The organism is Egbenema bharatensis FJBBOT/2019, from assembly GCF_048077055.1.
In the GTDB taxonomy this organism is placed as follows: Bacteria; Cyanobacteriota; Cyanobacteriia; order Elainellales; family Elainellaceae; genus Egbenema; species Egbenema bharatensis.
Genome location: NZ_CP182236.1, coordinates 990,867 through 1,005,569, shown reverse-complemented (window position 1 = coordinate 1,005,569; position 14,703 = coordinate 990,867). Strand labels below are relative to the sequence as shown.

Genomic DNA, 14,703 nt, shown 5'->3' with positions numbered 1-14,703 from the left:
CCTGAACTAAGGGTTACTTTGGCGGCTCCGGAAAGATTTAATCTAACGCAAGATAGTGAAAAAATCTTTAATGGACAAATGGAGCTTTGGCCCAATTGCGATCCTTTCTGGCTGGGCCCACTAGCTATGCAGATAGCTATGCAGAAACGATCGGGCTATTGTAACTTGAGATCAAGGTTCTCTCGATATTATTTACCTGGTAAGTATGACTGCCGCCGTTGCGATTGAAAGTGTTCATAAGGTCTATAGCAATGTTCATGTGGTGAATGACCTCTCCCTCACCATTGAACCCGGAGAAGTCTTTGGCTTACTGGGGCCCAATGGAGCGGGCAAATCGACGACGATTCGGATGCTCACGACGCTGACTCAGCCGACTCAGGGAGAAATTGTAGTGGCTGGGTATGATGTGATTCGTCAACCCTTTGGGGTCAAAAAGCAAATTGGGGTCGTGCTGCAACAGACCAGTGTAGATATGGATCTCACCGTCTGGGAAAATATGGAATTTCATGGGCGCATGCACCATATTCCCAAAGACCGGCGGAAAAAAGAAATTATTCGCTGGCTAGAGTATGTGGAACTGCTCGATCGCCGCGATGATCTGGTGAAAACCCTCTCCGGCGGTATGAAACGACGGTTGCAGATTGCCCGGGCCCTGCTGCATCAGCCGCAAATTTTGTTTTTAGATGAACCAACGGTCGGGCTAGATCCTCAAACCCGTCGTCGCCTCTGGGAGATTATCAAGGGTTTGAATCAGCAGGGAATGACGATTTTATTGACCACCCACTACATGGAAGAGGTGGAGTACCTGTGCCATCGCATCGGCATCATGGACAGTGGCAAGCTGATCGAATTGGGCACTTTGGACGAACTGCGCCAGCGGCACGGTGAGGGTTTACTGATGAAGCAAGATGGCGATCGCTGGGACTATCACTTTTTCCCGACGATGCAGGATGCCAGTGCTTACTTAGAACAGCAACCCGACAAAACCGGAATGATGATTCGTCCATCCAATCTGGAAGACATTTTCGTAGAATTGACCGGACGGAATTTAGATTAAAACTGCCTGATTAAAACCGCATTTCCGTAGCGCAGGCTCTTGCTTGGCGAGGGGGAGTCGGGAGTCGGGAGTTGGGAGTGAAATAACCGTAGCGCAGGCATCTTACCTGCCCGCGAGTTGTTTCTTGTGGGATGGGCATCCTGCCCGTCCTGAGCGCAGGCATCTTACCTGCCCGCGAGTTGTTTCTTGTGGGATAGGCATCTTGCCCGTCCTTCTGAATCAAGTGTGCTGTTTAAAGCAACATACAGTACACTCAGAGGCATTCTGCCATACCCTGCTTCCATAGTCTGCTTACAGATCCACGTCAGATTGAGAGAATAGAGGTCATAGAGGTCAACCGATGGTATCTGCTGTAATGTCGCGTATTGCCAGTCGAATTGAAGCCATTCTTTACCTGAAAGCGCAACCTCTGACGATCGCCAAGTTAGCGGAGTATGCTCGGTGCGATCGAGACTTGATTGAAGAAGGGCTGATTGAACTAATGGCCGACTATGCCCATCGAGATAGTGCGCTGGAAGTGGTGGAAACCCGTGATGGCTATTGCTTGCAGCTTCGGGAACCCTATCAAGACCTGGTGCAAACCCTGGTTCCCGTCGATCTGGGGGTAGGGGCTTTGCGCACCCTGGCAGCGATCGCCCTGAAGGGCCCCATCACCCAGACCGCTCTGGTTGAACTACGAGGATCGGGAGCGTATCAGCACGTTCAGGAATTAGTCAGTCTGGGTTTTATTAAGAAACGTAGACAATCCGATGGGCGATCCTCCTGGGTTCAGGTAACAGATAAGTTTTACCAATACTTCCAGGTGGATCAGCTACCCAGCCCCTCTGTTCCTTCCGTTCAGCAGAATTAACCTACTGTCACTTCCGTACTTATGGGGTGTGCGATTGTTGGGTCGGGATGCTAAGTTAGGAATACCTGGTTACACCAGTCAGTATCAATGTCACAATAGACTAAGATATCTGTAATATTTTTTAGGAATCCAAAGCGACTATGGTTTTTAACCCTGACAATTTTGAATTCTTCGGTGGTGAGATCGAAGAGGGTCAGGCGAATCAGTTGTTGAAGTATCTTCAGCACCAATCTCCTGAAGTTTTGGCAAGAGTTGCTAAATCTGTTAGCCCTGAGATCAAACAGATTATCTCTCAAAACGTTCAAGGATTGGTTGGCGTGTTGCCTTCAGAAGCCTTCAATGTCCAGGTGACAACCGATCGAGAAAACCTAGCGGGTTTGTTGGCTTCCGCAATGATGACGGGGTATTTCCTGCGGCGGATGGAGCAACGCATGGAACTAGAATCCAGCATCCGAGGCTCTACTTCCATTAGCTTTGATATGGGAGATGCGGATCCCTTTGGATCGGGAGACTAACCCAGCATCAGGCAAGATCGGCTGCGTCAATGCTGAGTTGCACGGTTGGGCGAAGTGTCCCACTCAGGGAAGATAATGGTTTAGTTACAGCTTTGGGGTATGCGGAAAAATAACATTCCTGATCGGGGCGCACAGCAGTGCGCCCTGACTGCGTTTGGTCTAAAGGGTCTATAGCCAACGATCGATCGCGGTTAATCCACCGGACAGTAGTTGCCACAATCCGATAAAAGCTAGCACCACAGTGATGTACTGAATCCAGCTTACAATCTCTGCTTTCTGTTTTGGGGTGAGAGGAAGCGATCGTTTCATGGTACTTGGGGAGGGCTGATGAGTATTATGGTTTGGGGAAGGGGCAGGCGAGATGCCCACCCCACAAAAAGGTTGTTTGAGGGTTGAGGGAAGGGGCGGGCAAGATGCCCACCCCACAAGAGGTTAATGGATTAAGGATGCTTAGGATCGTGAATTAGATAACTTGCCAATTAATCTACCTTGCTGACTGGGCGGGCAAGATGCCCACCCCACAAGAGGTTAATGGATTAAGGATGCTTAATGGCAATGGCAGGGGCGGAGCTTACCATTTTTTGTAGGGTAGGAATTTGCCGCTCATGATGATTTTGACCCGATCGCCCTTGGGATCTTCTTCTTTCTCAACGTCGATAGTGAAGTCGATCGCGCTCATGATGCCATCGCCAAACTTTTCGTGAACCACGTCTTTGATCGGCATGCCATACACCTGCATGATTTCGTAGAAGCGATAGATCAAGGGATCCGTGGGAACGAGTGGCCCTAAACCTTTCACTGGACAAGCCATGAGTTCTGAGGCAATGTCTCCTCCCAAGCCCAAAGCATTCACAATTTTGGTGGCTTCTTCCTCGGATGCGCTGGCCTGACGGTAAATCACGGCTGCAATCCACACCTCGTCGCGTCCAACGGCAGCTTCCAGGTCAGAAAAGCTCACGCCCTTGGCTTCTTTGGCAGCTAGCAGCTTTTTGGTAATTTCTGGAAGTTCAATTCCTGGCATGATTCTCTCCTTCTAAAGTACAAATTCCACTTTTGGTGGGCAGTGCCCACCCTACTTTTGCTGAATCTCTTGTGAGGTAGGCATCCTGCCCGCCCAGAGTGACTCGCCTACCCCTAACTGAATTTCTTGTGGAGTGGGCATCTTGCCCGCCCAGAGTGACTCGCCTACCCCTACTTGATCCGGGCTTCTTCAACGGCGCGCGTTTCCTTGGTCAAGTGCAATTCCATTTCTGCTTTTAGCTCGTGATAGGCAGGATGCTGATCCAGCGTTTCTCGATGGCGAGGACGGGCAAAGGGAACATCCAAAATTTTGGCAATGCGAGCCGCCGGACCACGGGTCATCATCACAATTTTGTCGGACAGCAAGAGAGCTTCCTCAATGCTGTGGGTGATCAAAACCACCGTTTTCCGCTGCTGTTCCCAAATCCGCTCCACCTCATCCTGCAAGAAGCCTCGCGTCAGGGCATCCAGCGCCCCAAAGGGTTCATCCATCAGCAAGATTTGCGGATTAATTGCCAGGGCACGAGCGATCCCTACCCGCTGCCGCATACCGCCCGATAGTTCATGGGGATGTTTACCTTCCGCTCCGTGCAGTCCAACTAATTCGATATATTCCTGGGCGATCGTTTTCTGTCGTGAAAGCGGCAATTTCGGATTCACGGTTTCGATCGCAAATCGGATATTTTCCAGTACCGTCATCCAGGGCATTAAGCCGTAGTTTTGGAACACGACACCGCGATCGGGGCCGGGTTTGGTAATCGGCACACCGTTCATCGCCACTGATCCAGTCGTCGGTTGAGACAAACCAGCCAGGATATTGAGGAGTGTCGATTTACCGCATCCAGACGGGCCAATAATCGAAACAAAGGTATTCGGCTCAATCTCCAGATTGATGTCCTCTAGAGCGACAAAATCCGCTGAGGAACGTCCTCGCAGCTTGCTCATCCAATCCCGCTGACCCGGAAAGACTTTAGAAACATTCTGGATGGACAGATGAACCGTAGAGTTCGTGGAAGAATGGGCCGTGGATTGTGAAGAAATCATCATACTCGTCGTCCAAACGCAACCCAACTCTGCAATAAACCAAACAGGCGATCGAGAATTAAACCCACCAGACCAATCACGATAATGGCAGTGATAATACTGCTGATCTGAAGGTTGTTCCACTCGTTCCAGACAAAGTAACCCAATCCGGTGCCGCCCACCAAAATTTCAGCCGCGACAATTACCAGCCAGGCAATGCCGATACTGATCCGCAGTCCTGACACAATATAGGGTGCCGCCGCCGGAAGAATGACTTTGAACAGTGTCCGCCACCGGGAAGCCCCCAGGGTCTTTGCCACATCCAGGTAGGACGGATCGACATTGCTGACCCCAAATCGGGTGTTGATCAGAGTGGGCCAGATACTGGTAATGGCGATGACAAATAGAGCCGTATTTTCAGAACTTTTGAGCAGCCCTAAACCCAAAGGCAACCAGGCCAGAGGAGAAACAGGTTTCAGAATTTGGATAAACGGATCGACTGCTTTGGAGGTCACTTCGGACAAGCCAATGAGAATACCAAGGGGAATGGCAACGAGCGAACCAAGCGCAAACCCGATCGCAACTCGCCGTAAGCTAACGAGTAAATGCCAACCAATGCCTTTGTCATTCGGGCCGTAATCGAAAAATGGATCAGAAATCCAGCTCCAGAAGTTGACGATCGTTGCACTAGCCGTTGGCATCAGTTGGGAAAAGATACCTAACCGCGCCCCCATTTCCCACAGTCCTAAGACCACTGCCAGGATGAGAAGGAACAGCAGAAAGGCTTTTTGATTGGTGGTTAAAGTGATCCGCTTAGTAGCAGACTGGGTACCTTGAATCATGCTGTTTTGCATTGGGCTGCCTCCTAAACGTTGAACTTTTCAATTTGTTCTTCGACGTAGGCATCGGGATTGGCTGGATCAAAGGTATCGAACTTCAATTGTTCAACCCGGTTTTCTTCAGACGGGGGATTCTGCCCGAGAGATTCAGACAGTTCTCGCGCCAGATCCGTCATGAAGATATCATCAGCAATGCTGGCGTAATCTGCCTGAGCTTCCGGCATTAAATCCCAGCGTACTAACTGAGAGGAAATCCACTTGGCAAAACTCTTCCAGGGGTAGGGATCAAAACCAATTCGATCGGGTTCATTGAAGGTATTGCCGAGTCCATCTTCAAAGTTACCCGTCAGCACCGCCTGCACTACCTCCAACGGCTGGTTGAGATACTGGCGATCGATCAATGCTTCAGCAACGGTTTCTCGGTTAGCACTGTCGTTGGCATAGGCACAGGCATCAATAATGGCCTTGTTGACTGCCTGAAAAGTATTTGGATTTTCATCAATCCAGGCTTGGCTCGCTGCAAAGGCACAGCACGGATGTCCTGCCCACAGTTCCTTGCTTAGTAAGTGAATGTAGCCAACCCCTTCGTACACTGCCCGCTGGTTAAATGGATCCGGCATTAACATGGCATCCAAATCACCGGCCGTCATTCTGGCTACGCTATCTGGCGGCGGAACTGCACTAATCTGGACATCGGTATCCGGATTTAATCCACCCGTTGCCAGGTAATACCGAATTAACAGGTTGTGCATGGAATAGGGAAATGGAACGCCAATCTGAAATCCCCGGAAATCTTCCGGCCCTTGAACGCGATCGCGGTGCTGCATTGCAACGGTAATTGCCTGCCCGTTGATGTTTTCAATACTGGCAAGCTGAATTGGAAATGCCGTTGAGCCGAGTCCTAATGTGATAGCGATCGGCATGGGGGAAAGCATGTGGTAAGCATCCAGTTCACCGGCAATAGCCGAATCTCGTACTGCCGCCCAGTTCGGCATCTTCACCACCGATGCATTCAACCCATACTTTTCATAAAACCCTAAGGGTTCTGACATGACGATCGGCGTTGCACAGGTAATGGGAATAAACCCAATTCGCAAGTCAGTTTTTTCCAGACCATCGACTTCAGGCGCATCATCTGCCACTGCCTGGGTTGTCGAAGTTTGATTCCCTTGAGCGCAACTACTCATGGCAATCAACGCTCCAGCAACGGCAACCTTTTTCAGAAAATCCCGCCGACTAAAATCGCTATTGCGAATCGTGTTGCTGAAAAATTCGGTGGCATGAACCCCAAAGGCTGCTGTCATCGCCTGATCCAAGCCGCCCGCTTCTTTAATGAGTGCCCGGCATAACTTTTCTCGCGCTGGATTGCCGCCGCTGATCTGCCGCAGCAGTAATGCCTCTTTGAATTCGACCTGCGTTAAAGTATCCGCGAGTTGCAAGACCTGAGGTTTGTACACACCCATTTTGATCAAATCATCAATCAAATCCGTGGGGCTTTGCGGCATACTCTCGGCAAATTGCCAGTGGTCATAGGTCATTTGATCCTGCAAATGACCCTGCGGCAGATGATTTCCACCACAGGGACACAGCGATCGGTTCAATAAACCCGATGAAGAATAGGATAAGGACGCTTTCGTTGGAAATGCCATAGGAGAACTCAAATCAACGTCAAATATTGAACGCGAATGACAAGCCCGATCGGGATTCATCGGGAGTTCAAAGTCTTGTACGTAAGGTATCAGAGCAGTGATCCGTTGCCATTGGAACAATTTTTGGAAAAGTAGGATTTTCTTTAGATTTGTCAGGCGCGATCGGAGCGATTGAGTGAGGTATACGGATAGGCAGCCAATAAGCACTTATGGATACGGTTGAGCAAAGTGAGGCACACTAAACTTCCGTCGGTAATCTCCTGGCGTGATTCCGGTGATTCGTTTAAACAATCGTCGGAACGAAGCTGGATCTTCATAACCAACGCTCCAACTGATCTGATCAATTGATGCATTCGTTCGTTCTAGTCGGCGTTTTGCATCCTCAATTCTCAGATGTTGGACGTAAGCGATCGGAGCATATCCTGTTGCTTTACTAAAGCGGCGTTTGAAGCTCCGTTCTGGAATACCGGACTGTTTGACCACTTCCGTGATAGGAGCGGCAACTGAAAAATGCTCAGACAGCCAGACTTGTGCGTCTCGAACGATGGCATCTTCATGATCAATGGGCAGATCGAACACTAGATAAGGAGCCTGTCCATCATGATGCCATTGCAGGGCAAAGAACTTAGACATGGCTTGGGCGGCCATCGGGCCCACCTGTCGCGCCACCAGATAGAGTACCAGGTCATGCCATGATGCAGACATGCCTGACATGACAAACTGCTCATGCTCTCCCGTAATGACTAGAACTTTCTCAAGGCGTAGATGCACCTGCGGAAAATTTTGCCTGAATGTAGCCGCATAGGCCCAATGCATCGTCGCCTCTTTACCATTCAGCAATCCAGTTTCGGCTAATAGCAATGCACCGGAACAAGCCGAACACAAGGTTGCACCCTGGGAATGCATATCCTGTAACCACTGAACCACCTCAGGATAGCGTCCCGTTTTCCATACCCCGTGTTGCACCATGACAGACGGGACAATCACAATGTTGGTGGAATCAACCTCTGCGATCGCCCGTTGCGCATTGAGTGGCAAACCACTGGCAGTACTCATGGCTTCTCGCGTTGGTGCCACAATCTCAACTTGAAAGGGAGAGTCCTTGGGGAGTGCGTCGTTATAGGTACTCAGCATCGAAAAGGCATTCAGTACCTCATAAATGCCGCTTAAGGTAGAAAACATGGCATCGGGAATCGCAACAATGCTGACATGAATGCTGCTCATGGACTTTGCTCCAATGGCATTTATGACCCTGACATTTATGACCCTAACATCTATGACCCTGACATCTATGACCCTGGCATCTATGACCCTGGCATAAATGAACCGGATATGGCTATTTTGCCACTCGATTTAGGGCTTTACAAGCAGCAAACTTAAAGCATCACGAACCGCATGATGAAACTTAAATCTTACTTCTGGAGAATATGAATATGACTGTCTCTGAACAACGACTGGACGAACAAAAACTGTATCAATTTCTCGATCGCGTGGTGGGTGATCTCGCATCTGGATATGGTGGTGTGATGGTTAGCCTGGGCCATAAGTTGGGGCTTTATCAAGCAATGGCTGGGGCAGGGCCCTTGAGTTCCGTAGAACTCGCCCATCGATCGAACTGTGCTGAACGTTACGTGCGGGAATGGCTCAATAGTCAGGCTGCTGGAGGATATGTTCTGTATCATCCAACCAGCCGCACCTATGAACTGTCTCCTGAGCAGGCAATGGTATTGGCTCAAACGGATAGCCCAGTTTTCATGCCACCAGCCTGGGAAGTTCCGGCTTCTATGTGGCTGGATGAGGAGAAGACTCTTCATGCCTTCAAAACCGGCACTGGTGTTAGCTGGGATGAGCACCACGATCGCTTGTTTTGTGGGGTGGCAGCATTTTACCGCAATGGTTATCAAAGCAGCTTAGTTTCGCAGTGGTTGCCCGCCCTAACGGGTGTGGAAGCCCAACTGAAGGCAGGGGCAAGGGTTGCTGATGTGGGCTGTGGTCATGGTCATTCCACGCTGCTAATGGCAAAAGCCTATCCTCGATCGCGCTTTTGGGGATTTGATTACCATGCTGAATCCATCCAGGCTGCCCAAGCCCTGGCTCAACAAGCTGGTTTAACCGATCGAGTGTCCTTTCAAGTGTCCACTGCAAAGGCATACCCCCAGGAAGGCTTCGACCTGATCTGCTTTTTTGATTGCTTGCATGACATGGGCGATCCGGTGGGAACGGCGAAATATGCAGCTCAATCTCTGGCTGCGGGTGGCACGGTTATGCTGGTTGAACCGTTTGCCCACGATCGAGTGGAGGATAATCTAAACACCGTTGGCCGTATGTACTATGCTGCATCCACAACGATTTGTTGTGCCCATTCACTTTCTGAAGAGGTGGGAGCTGCCCTGGGCGCACAAGCAGGCGAGGAACGACTGGCACAGATCTTTAGGGAGGCTGGATTCAAAACCTTCCGAAGAGCCACTGAAACCCCCTTTAACCTGATCCTGGAAGCTCGGTTATGACGACTACCGCATGAACTTGCAGACAGCCTGCGGATGACTCGATTAAATTCCCAAAGAATGCAAACTTAATAGCCTGAAAACCTTGTGGGGTGGGCATCCTGCCCGCCCAGCCAAAGAAGCAAAACGGTGAACAGGCGATTTAATTCACGTTCCTAATTTCCATCCGATCGAATTCATCACTTGCATCTCCCAGTCATCCTTTTTGTTGCCATAACACCAGAAAGCGTTAACGTAATCCAGTTAACCTGCCTGAGCAGAAATCGATCGCTCCTCAATCCGATCATCAGACGATCGCCAGGCGTGGGGAGAGGTGCCGTGCATCTGGCGGAACTGCCGGACAAAATAGCTCGTGTCTGAGTAGCCAACAGACTCAGCAACCTGGCGAACCGATTGAGCTGTAGTGGTTAACAACGTGCGAGCTTGTGCCATGCGTCGTTCAATAATCCAGCGTTTGACTGTGCGTCCGGTTTGAGCCTGCACCAGGTTGGTTAAATAAGCTGGAGAGTAACCCACCGCTTGTGCAACATCACTGAGTCCGATCGACTGATGGTAATGGGATTCAATGAAGCGAAACACATGATTCAGCTTAGGACATTGCGGAAAGATCAATTTTAAGTTAGGAAAGGAATCATCCGGTTCTGGGAGTTCAGAACGATGGGTATACCAGTGCTCCAACGCTGCTTGCCGCTCCAAACGAGTCGTAACAGCAGACAAAAACTGCTCTACCGTGCAGGGCTTCGTGAGGTAATCATCTGCTCCCAGTTCCATTCCCTGGCGTAAATCCGCCATCGTTACCTTAGCCGTCAAAAAGACAAAGGGCACCGCTGCGGTTGCGGGTTCTTGCCGAAGTGCGTTCAGGACACCGTAACCATCTACATCGGGCATCATGATGTCACAAACGATCAAATCAGGGTGATGCATTTTCGCCAACGTAATGCCAATTGAGCCGTTTTCTGCTCCCAAAGACCAGAACCCTTCAAAGGACAAACATCGCAGAAAAATGTCGCGCGTCTGAGCTTCATCCTCGATCACTAAGATCTTCTTCATGATGCCTCTGCATTTGGTAGGATTACACCTATTCCTTTAGTAAGGGTTTAGCAGTATGTCGTGTGGTGTACTGCTATACAGTATTTCTTCAGTATTTTTCTTTCAGTGTTTCTCAATGCAGCAGTACGATTGGCTTGAAACCGATTTAAAGAGTTTGCAGCGGCAGCAGCAGCTAATTCTTAATGCAGTTGGGGAAGGAGTATATGGTGTAGATTTGCAAGGTAATGCCACCTTTATTAATCCAGCCGCAGCTCAAATGATTGGTTGGGAAATCCAGGATCTGATCGGGCGATCGATGCATGCAGTTCTACATCATTCTCATCCTGATGGGGCTCCCTACCCCCGTGAACATTGCCCAATTTATGCAGCATTTCAGGATGGCATTGTGCATCAGGTGGCCAATGAGGTGTTTTGGCGCAAGGATGGTACAAGCTTTCCAGTGGAATACATTAGCACTCCCATGCGCGATGAGCAGGGAAAGCTGATTGGGGCAGTGGTTGCCTTTCGAGATATTACGAAGCGGAAGTGGGCAGAAACCGTTTTGCAACGAGCCAACGAAGAGTTAGATCAAAAAGTGCGAGAACGTACTGCTGAACTCCGTCAGGCCAATGAGCAACTTAAGGAACTGAGCGAGATTCGATCGCGTGTTGTATCGATGGTGTGCCACGAATTTCGTAATCCCCTCAACAACATTCTGCTGTCCGTGTCATCGCTGGAAAGGTACGATGCCCATTTACCCATTGAGCAAAAAACGGCTTACCTGGAGGGAATTAAAGCCAATGTAGAACGAATGACGCAGATGATTGATGATGTTTTGGTGATTGGAAAACTAGAAGCCAAACAGCTTTCAGTTCATCCGGTTTCGCTGGATTTAGTGCAGTTTTGCCAACAGCTCATTCAAGAAATTCAGATGAATACGGGCAGCGATCGAATTGTTTTTAAAAGGCGCAGTCAGTCCCTATGGGTTGATGCCGATGAAAAATTGCTGCGATCGATTCTGAGTAATATTTTATTAAATGCCCTGCGATATTCACCTGAGAAAAGCCTGGTTCAGCTTAAAGTTTCTCGGCAGCAGAAGCATATTATTTTTCAAGTGCAAGACCAGGGAATTGGGATTCCATTGGAGGATCAACCCTACCTGTTTGAACCGTTCCACCGGGGCAAAAACGTTAGTAATATTCCTGGAACAGGATTGGGGTTGAACATTGTCAAACGGTTTGTTGATCTACAGCAGGGACAAATTAAGGTGAACAGCACCTTAGGTCAGGGTACAACCTTCACCGTCATGCTTCCCTTACCCAGCCAATCCCCCAGCCAATCCCAAAACTGACGCTTCTTCAAAGATCAAATCAGTTCAAATAACCTTCATTTTCCCAAGAGTACCCTTCGGGGTACTGCCGATCGCCCTGGCCGAATTGCATATTGAAAGAGGCAAGGTGCTTGTGGTTCGCTTTTGTGCCTAGCAATTGAGTCAATGGAACACTCCTACCCGCAATTTGGCTTCATATCTACTCGGGTTCAAGATGCTTTTAGTCTGAAATTTGTATGGACTCATCTCATCAAAGCTCTTGTGTTTGTGAGCCAACGTGTCGATGTTCAGAAAAAACAATATATAGTGCAATTGAAGGAAACTCAAATGGATGCAATTCTGTATTGGAACGAGGTTGCTCTGGAAGCAAATCGCATCAGCCATACAAATGGTATGCGAGAGCAAACGGGGCCCACTTTAAGTTCTCGGGCCTTAGCCATCGTTCACTTAGCAATGTATGATGCCTACGCAGGAGCAGTAGGAAATCCAGTTCATCCTGTTAACCTATCTCCATACTTGCCAAACTTACCGGCTCCTCAACCGGGTGCATCTCCTGAGGCAGCGATCGCAGCAGCAGCTTACACCACTTTAACCAGCTTATTTCCCAGTCAGAAAGCCTTTTCGACACGAAATATGCCCAGGCAGATTTGTCTGGAGACGGTTTACAAGCGGGTCGTAATTATGGTCTTTTAGTCGCTCAAAAGCTGTTGGAAAAGCGGCAGGCTGACCCAGGTGCCAGCGATGTGGGTTATGTGGCATCTTTGGCTCCGGGTGCCCACCGTCCTGATCCAGATAATCCTGAGCAGGGATTTCACGCTCCCTTTTATGGGGCAAAATCGCGGTGTTTTGCAGTCACTGAACGTCATGAATTAGCTCCTCCGCCTGCTCTGCAAAGCCAGGAATATATTGATGCCCTGCGGCAAGTCCGGGGTAAAGGGATTGCGCCCGCTTTAATGGGGACACTCCCAGCCGATTTCGATCGCCGGACTCCAAATGAAACGGTAGTGGGGATTTACTGGGGTTACGATGGTGCGGCTGGGCTAGGCACTCCACCTCGGTTATATAACCAAATTGTTCGCGCAGTTGCAATCCAACAGTGCAACGATATTGCCCAAAATGCTCGGCTGTTTGCCTTGGTCAACGCTGCCATGGGGGATGCTGGCATTCTATCCTGGGATCAAAAATACATTCATGATTTCTGGCGGCCCGTCGTGGGGATTCGGGAAGCTGATCCCTCCTTAGGCCCTGCCGGAATGGGCAATAGTGTAACCAATAGGATTAGCGAGGATGCTGATCCGTCCTGGCTACCGTTGGGTGCTCCCAACACAAATTCTGGAGGGAAAAATAACTTTACCCCAAACTTTCCAGCATATCCCTCTGGTCATGCAACCTTCGGTGCCGCTGCGTTGCATATCACTCGGCTGTTCTATGGTGTCAAAGGTCATTGCAATGATGATTTATTTAAGAATCTCACCTTTGTCTCCGAGGAATTCAATGGTGTGAATCAGGATAATCAGGGAACGGTACGTCCAAAGCACGATCGCAGTTTTCCAGGCGGTTTATGGGAAATGATTCGTGAAAATGGAGTCAGTCGCGTCTACTTGGGGGTGCATTGGTTGTTTGATGCATTTGTCGAAGATGAAAACAAAAATATCAATCTTCAATGCAATATTGGCGGTGTACCCCTAGGCGTTAAGATTGCCGAAGACATCTTTTACAACAGCTTGAACTTGTCCAACGTTGGCCCTCGGCTGTAATCCTCGATCGAGGGATAGAGGGATAGCTAATCAGGGAGGTCGTGCTTCTAGAAAGGGCGGCCTCCTTTTTCCCTTTCCAGGCTAAAAACGGCGATCGGGCGTTCAACCCCTGCCTGAACACCCTCGATCACCCCCGATCGTAGTTCTCAATGCAAAATTCTAACCAGGGAGGTAGGACAGAAAACTCGTGTCCTGCGGATTTTTGATATAAAATGCTATCGATAGTTTACAAAACTGAGCTATGGGAACCGAGGACTGCCTATCATTGCCGAACAGACCAGGTTCCCTGAGAGTGCGTTCAGTTTTGGTTGCGAGACAAGCGCGTCTCAGTCCCCGCCTGAAACCTCACGGAGCTTTTGGAATCCAGAGCTTCTACCGAGATTTTGGACAGGGACACAAAGCTAGTTCATGCAAAGACTAGTGCAGTTGCAAACCGAGAGAGGATTGAACACATGGCATTTAAACAAGATCCCCTACCCTTTGATGACAGTGCATTAGAGTCATCGGGAATGTCTGCCAAAACCTTTGAATTTCACTACGGCAAGCACCATGCCGCCTATGTCAATAAGCTGAATGACATGGTAGCCGGTACGGACTTAGCGGACAAATCCCTGGAAGAAGTCATCAAAACCTCCTATAAAGAAGGCAAGACTGGCATTTTCAACAATGCTGCTCAAGCCTGGAACCATGACTTCTTCTGGAAGTGCCTGAAAGCCGGGGGAGGCGGAAAACCGAGTGGTGATCTGGCTGCCAAGATCGACAAAGACTTCGGTAGCTATGACAAGTTCAAAGAGGAATTTAAGACTGCGGCTGCAACGCAATTCGGCAGCGGTTGGGCATGGCTCGTTTCTGACAGCGGCACGCTGAAGGTGACAAAAACAGCGAATGCTGAGAATCCTTTAATCATGGATCAGGTGCCTTTGCTCACCCTGGATGTATGGGAACATGCTTACTATCTGGATTTCCAAAATCGTCGTCCAGATTTCATCGCTAACTTCCTGGACAACCTGGTGAACTGGGACTTTGTAGCTAGTAACTTGGCTTCTGCCTAGTTGATTGAGCGATCGAAATTGTAGATTCTGATTAGTTTCATCATTAATCTCAGGGTAGGCTAAGGCCTGCCCTATTTT

The 14,703-nt window shown here is 49.3% G+C and carries 17 protein-coding genes; 9 read left to right on the top strand and 8 right to left on the bottom strand.

All coding sequences use genetic code 11. The features are described from left to right. The first annotated feature begins 205 nt into the window (after window positions 1-205). On the top strand, window positions 206-1,057 hold the full coding sequence (locus ACM1PF_RS04775; RefSeq protein WP_416672682.1) for an ABC transporter ATP-binding protein: 852 nt from the start codon (window positions 206-208) through the stop codon (window positions 1,055-1,057). Between the two features lie 10 nt (window positions 1,058-1,067). Here the strand turns inward: ACM1PF_RS04775 and ACM1PF_RS04770 are convergent, their stop codons facing one another. Next, entirely contained in the window at window positions 1,068-1,196 is a 129-nt protein-coding gene (locus ACM1PF_RS04770; protein WP_416672680.1) for a hypothetical protein, read from the bottom strand. A 201-nt stretch (window positions 1,197-1,397) separates the two neighbouring features. Here ACM1PF_RS04770 and scpB point away from each other — a divergent pair, with 201 nt between their 5' ends. Together scpB and ACM1PF_RS04760 are read left to right on the top strand one after the other, a co-directional pair. Beyond that, the gene (scpB, locus tag ACM1PF_RS04765) at window positions 1,398-1,907 is read left to right on the top strand and encodes an SMC-Scp complex subunit ScpB (protein WP_416672678.1); all 510 of its coding nucleotides are present in this window, start codon (window positions 1,398-1,400) and stop codon (window positions 1,905-1,907) included. 140 nt (window positions 1,908-2,047) lie between these two features. Next, window positions 2,048-2,422, top strand: coding sequence for a DUF760 domain-containing protein (locus ACM1PF_RS04760; RefSeq protein WP_416672676.1), 375 nt, complete (start codon window positions 2,048-2,050; stop codon window positions 2,420-2,422). Between the two features lie 168 nt (window positions 2,423-2,590). Here ACM1PF_RS04760 and ACM1PF_RS04755 read toward each other — a convergent pair whose 3' ends face one another. The 6 genes from ACM1PF_RS04755 to ACM1PF_RS04730 form a co-directional block, all read right to left on the bottom strand. Next, complete coding sequence (locus tag ACM1PF_RS04755) at window positions 2,591-2,731, bottom strand: hypothetical protein (protein WP_416672674.1); 141 nt, start codon at window positions 2,729-2,731, stop codon at window positions 2,591-2,593. A gap of 262 nt (window positions 2,732-2,993) precedes the next feature. Next, entirely contained in the window at window positions 2,994-3,443 is a 450-nt protein-coding gene (cynS, locus tag ACM1PF_RS04750) for a cyanase (protein ID WP_416672672.1), read from the bottom strand. A 170-nt stretch (window positions 3,444-3,613) separates the two neighbouring features. Beyond that, complete coding sequence (locus ACM1PF_RS04745; RefSeq protein ID WP_416676566.1) at window positions 3,614-4,486, bottom strand: ABC transporter ATP-binding protein; 873 nt, start codon at window positions 4,484-4,486, stop codon at window positions 3,614-3,616. After that, window positions 4,486-5,319: a nitrate ABC transporter permease gene (gene ntrB, locus ACM1PF_RS04740; protein WP_416672671.1), complete on the bottom strand. Its 834-nt coding sequence runs from the start codon at window positions 5,317-5,319 to the stop codon at window positions 4,486-4,488. Before ntrB ends, ACM1PF_RS04745 begins: the two co-directional genes overlap by 1 nt. 11 nt (window positions 5,320-5,330) lie before the next feature. Continuing rightward, window positions 5,331-6,953 carry an ABC transporter substrate-binding protein gene (locus ACM1PF_RS04735; protein ID WP_416672669.1) on the bottom strand — a complete coding sequence of 541 codons (1,623 nt, stop codon included), beginning with the start codon at window positions 6,951-6,953 and terminating at the stop codon, window positions 5,331-5,333. A 207-nt stretch (window positions 6,954-7,160) separates the two neighbouring features. Further along, a complete protein-coding gene (locus ACM1PF_RS04730; protein WP_416672667.1) occupies window positions 7,161-8,177 on the bottom strand; it encodes a GlxA family transcriptional regulator in 1,017 nt (338 codons plus the stop codon). Here ACM1PF_RS04730 and ACM1PF_RS04725 point away from each other — a divergent pair. Both ACM1PF_RS04725 and ACM1PF_RS04720 read left to right on the top strand, forming a co-directional pair. Beyond that, the gene (locus ACM1PF_RS04725; protein ID WP_416672665.1) at window positions 8,163-8,333 is read left to right on the top strand and encodes a hypothetical protein; all 171 of its coding nucleotides are present in this window, start codon (window positions 8,163-8,165) and stop codon (window positions 8,331-8,333) included. The genes ACM1PF_RS04730 and ACM1PF_RS04725 overlap by 15 nt on opposite strands. Window positions 8,334-8,386: 53 nt before the next feature. After that, on the top strand, window positions 8,387-9,460 hold the full coding sequence (locus tag ACM1PF_RS04720; protein WP_416672664.1) for a class I SAM-dependent methyltransferase: 1,074 nt from the start codon (window positions 8,387-8,389) through the stop codon (window positions 9,458-9,460). Between the two features lie 240 nt (window positions 9,461-9,700). Here ACM1PF_RS04720 and ACM1PF_RS04715 read toward each other — a convergent pair whose 3' ends face one another. After that, entirely contained in the window at window positions 9,701-10,507 is an 807-nt protein-coding gene (locus ACM1PF_RS04715; RefSeq protein ID WP_416672662.1) for a response regulator transcription factor, read from the bottom strand. Between the two features lie 115 nt (window positions 10,508-10,622). Between ACM1PF_RS04715 and ACM1PF_RS04710 the strand changes: the two genes are divergently transcribed. From ACM1PF_RS04710 to ACM1PF_RS04695, 4 genes are all read left to right on the top strand, one after another. Then, complete coding sequence (locus ACM1PF_RS04710; protein WP_416672660.1) at window positions 10,623-11,837, top strand: PAS domain-containing sensor histidine kinase; 1,215 nt, start codon at window positions 10,623-10,625, stop codon at window positions 11,835-11,837. A 306-nt stretch (window positions 11,838-12,143) separates the two neighbouring features. Continuing rightward, complete coding sequence (locus tag ACM1PF_RS04705) at window positions 12,144-12,509, top strand: hypothetical protein (protein ID WP_416672658.1); 366 nt, start codon at window positions 12,144-12,146, stop codon at window positions 12,507-12,509. Next, entirely contained in the window at window positions 12,464-13,573 is a 1,110-nt protein-coding gene (locus tag ACM1PF_RS04700; protein ID WP_416672656.1) for a vanadium-dependent haloperoxidase, read from the top strand. Before ACM1PF_RS04705 ends, ACM1PF_RS04700 begins: the two co-directional genes overlap by 46 nt. Before the next feature lie 452 nt (window positions 13,574-14,025). Then, window positions 14,026-14,625: a superoxide dismutase gene (locus tag ACM1PF_RS04695; protein ID WP_416672654.1), complete on the top strand. Its 600-nt coding sequence runs from the start codon at window positions 14,026-14,028 to the stop codon at window positions 14,623-14,625. Window positions 14,626-14,703: the final 78 nt, after the last annotated feature.

Bases quoted from the DNA above. Each gene is read 5' to 3' on its own strand.
- ACM1PF_RS04775 (WP_416672682.1), top strand. From the start codon at position 206: ATGACTGCCGCCGTTGCGATTGAAAGTGTTCATAAGGTCTATAGCAAT.
- ACM1PF_RS04770 (WP_416672680.1), bottom strand. From the start codon at position 1,196: ATGCCCATCCCACAAGAAACAACTCGCGGGCAGGTAAGATGCCTGCGC.
- scpB (WP_416672678.1), top strand. From the start codon at position 1,398: ATGGTATCTGCTGTAATGTCGCGTATTGCCAGTCGAATTGAAGCCATT.
- ACM1PF_RS04760 (WP_416672676.1), top strand. From the start codon at position 2,048: ATGGTTTTTAACCCTGACAATTTTGAATTCTTCGGTGGTGAGATCGAA.
- ACM1PF_RS04755 (WP_416672674.1), bottom strand. From the start codon at position 2,731: ATGAAACGATCGCTTCCTCTCACCCCAAAACAGAAAGCAGAGATTGTA.
- cynS (WP_416672672.1), bottom strand. From the start codon at position 3,443: ATGCCAGGAATTGAACTTCCAGAAATTACCAAAAAGCTGCTAGCTGCC.
- ACM1PF_RS04745 (WP_416676566.1), bottom strand. From the start codon at position 4,486: ATGATTTCTTCACAATCCACGGCCCATTCTTCCACGAACTCTACGGTT.
- ntrB (WP_416672671.1), bottom strand. From the start codon at position 5,319: ATGCAAAACAGCATGATTCAAGGTACCCAGTCTGCTACTAAGCGGATC.
- ACM1PF_RS04735 (WP_416672669.1), bottom strand. From the start codon at position 6,953: ATGGCATTTCCAACGAAAGCGTCCTTATCCTATTCTTCATCGGGTTTA.
- ACM1PF_RS04725 (WP_416672665.1), top strand. From the start codon at position 8,163: ATGAATGCTGCTCATGGACTTTGCTCCAATGGCATTTATGACCCTGAC.
- ACM1PF_RS04730 (WP_416672667.1), bottom strand. From the start codon at position 8,177: ATGAGCAGCATTCATGTCAGCATTGTTGCGATTCCCGATGCCATGTTT.
- ACM1PF_RS04720 (WP_416672664.1), top strand. From the start codon at position 8,387: ATGACTGTCTCTGAACAACGACTGGACGAACAAAAACTGTATCAATTT.
- ACM1PF_RS04715 (WP_416672662.1), bottom strand. From the start codon at position 10,507: ATGAAGAAGATCTTAGTGATCGAGGATGAAGCTCAGACGCGCGACATT.
- ACM1PF_RS04710 (WP_416672660.1), top strand. From the start codon at position 10,623: ATGCAGCAGTACGATTGGCTTGAAACCGATTTAAAGAGTTTGCAGCGG.
- ACM1PF_RS04705 (WP_416672658.1), top strand. From the start codon at position 12,144: ATGGATGCAATTCTGTATTGGAACGAGGTTGCTCTGGAAGCAAATCGC.
- ACM1PF_RS04695 (WP_416672654.1), top strand. From the start codon at position 14,026: ATGGCATTTAAACAAGATCCCCTACCCTTTGATGACAGTGCATTAGAG.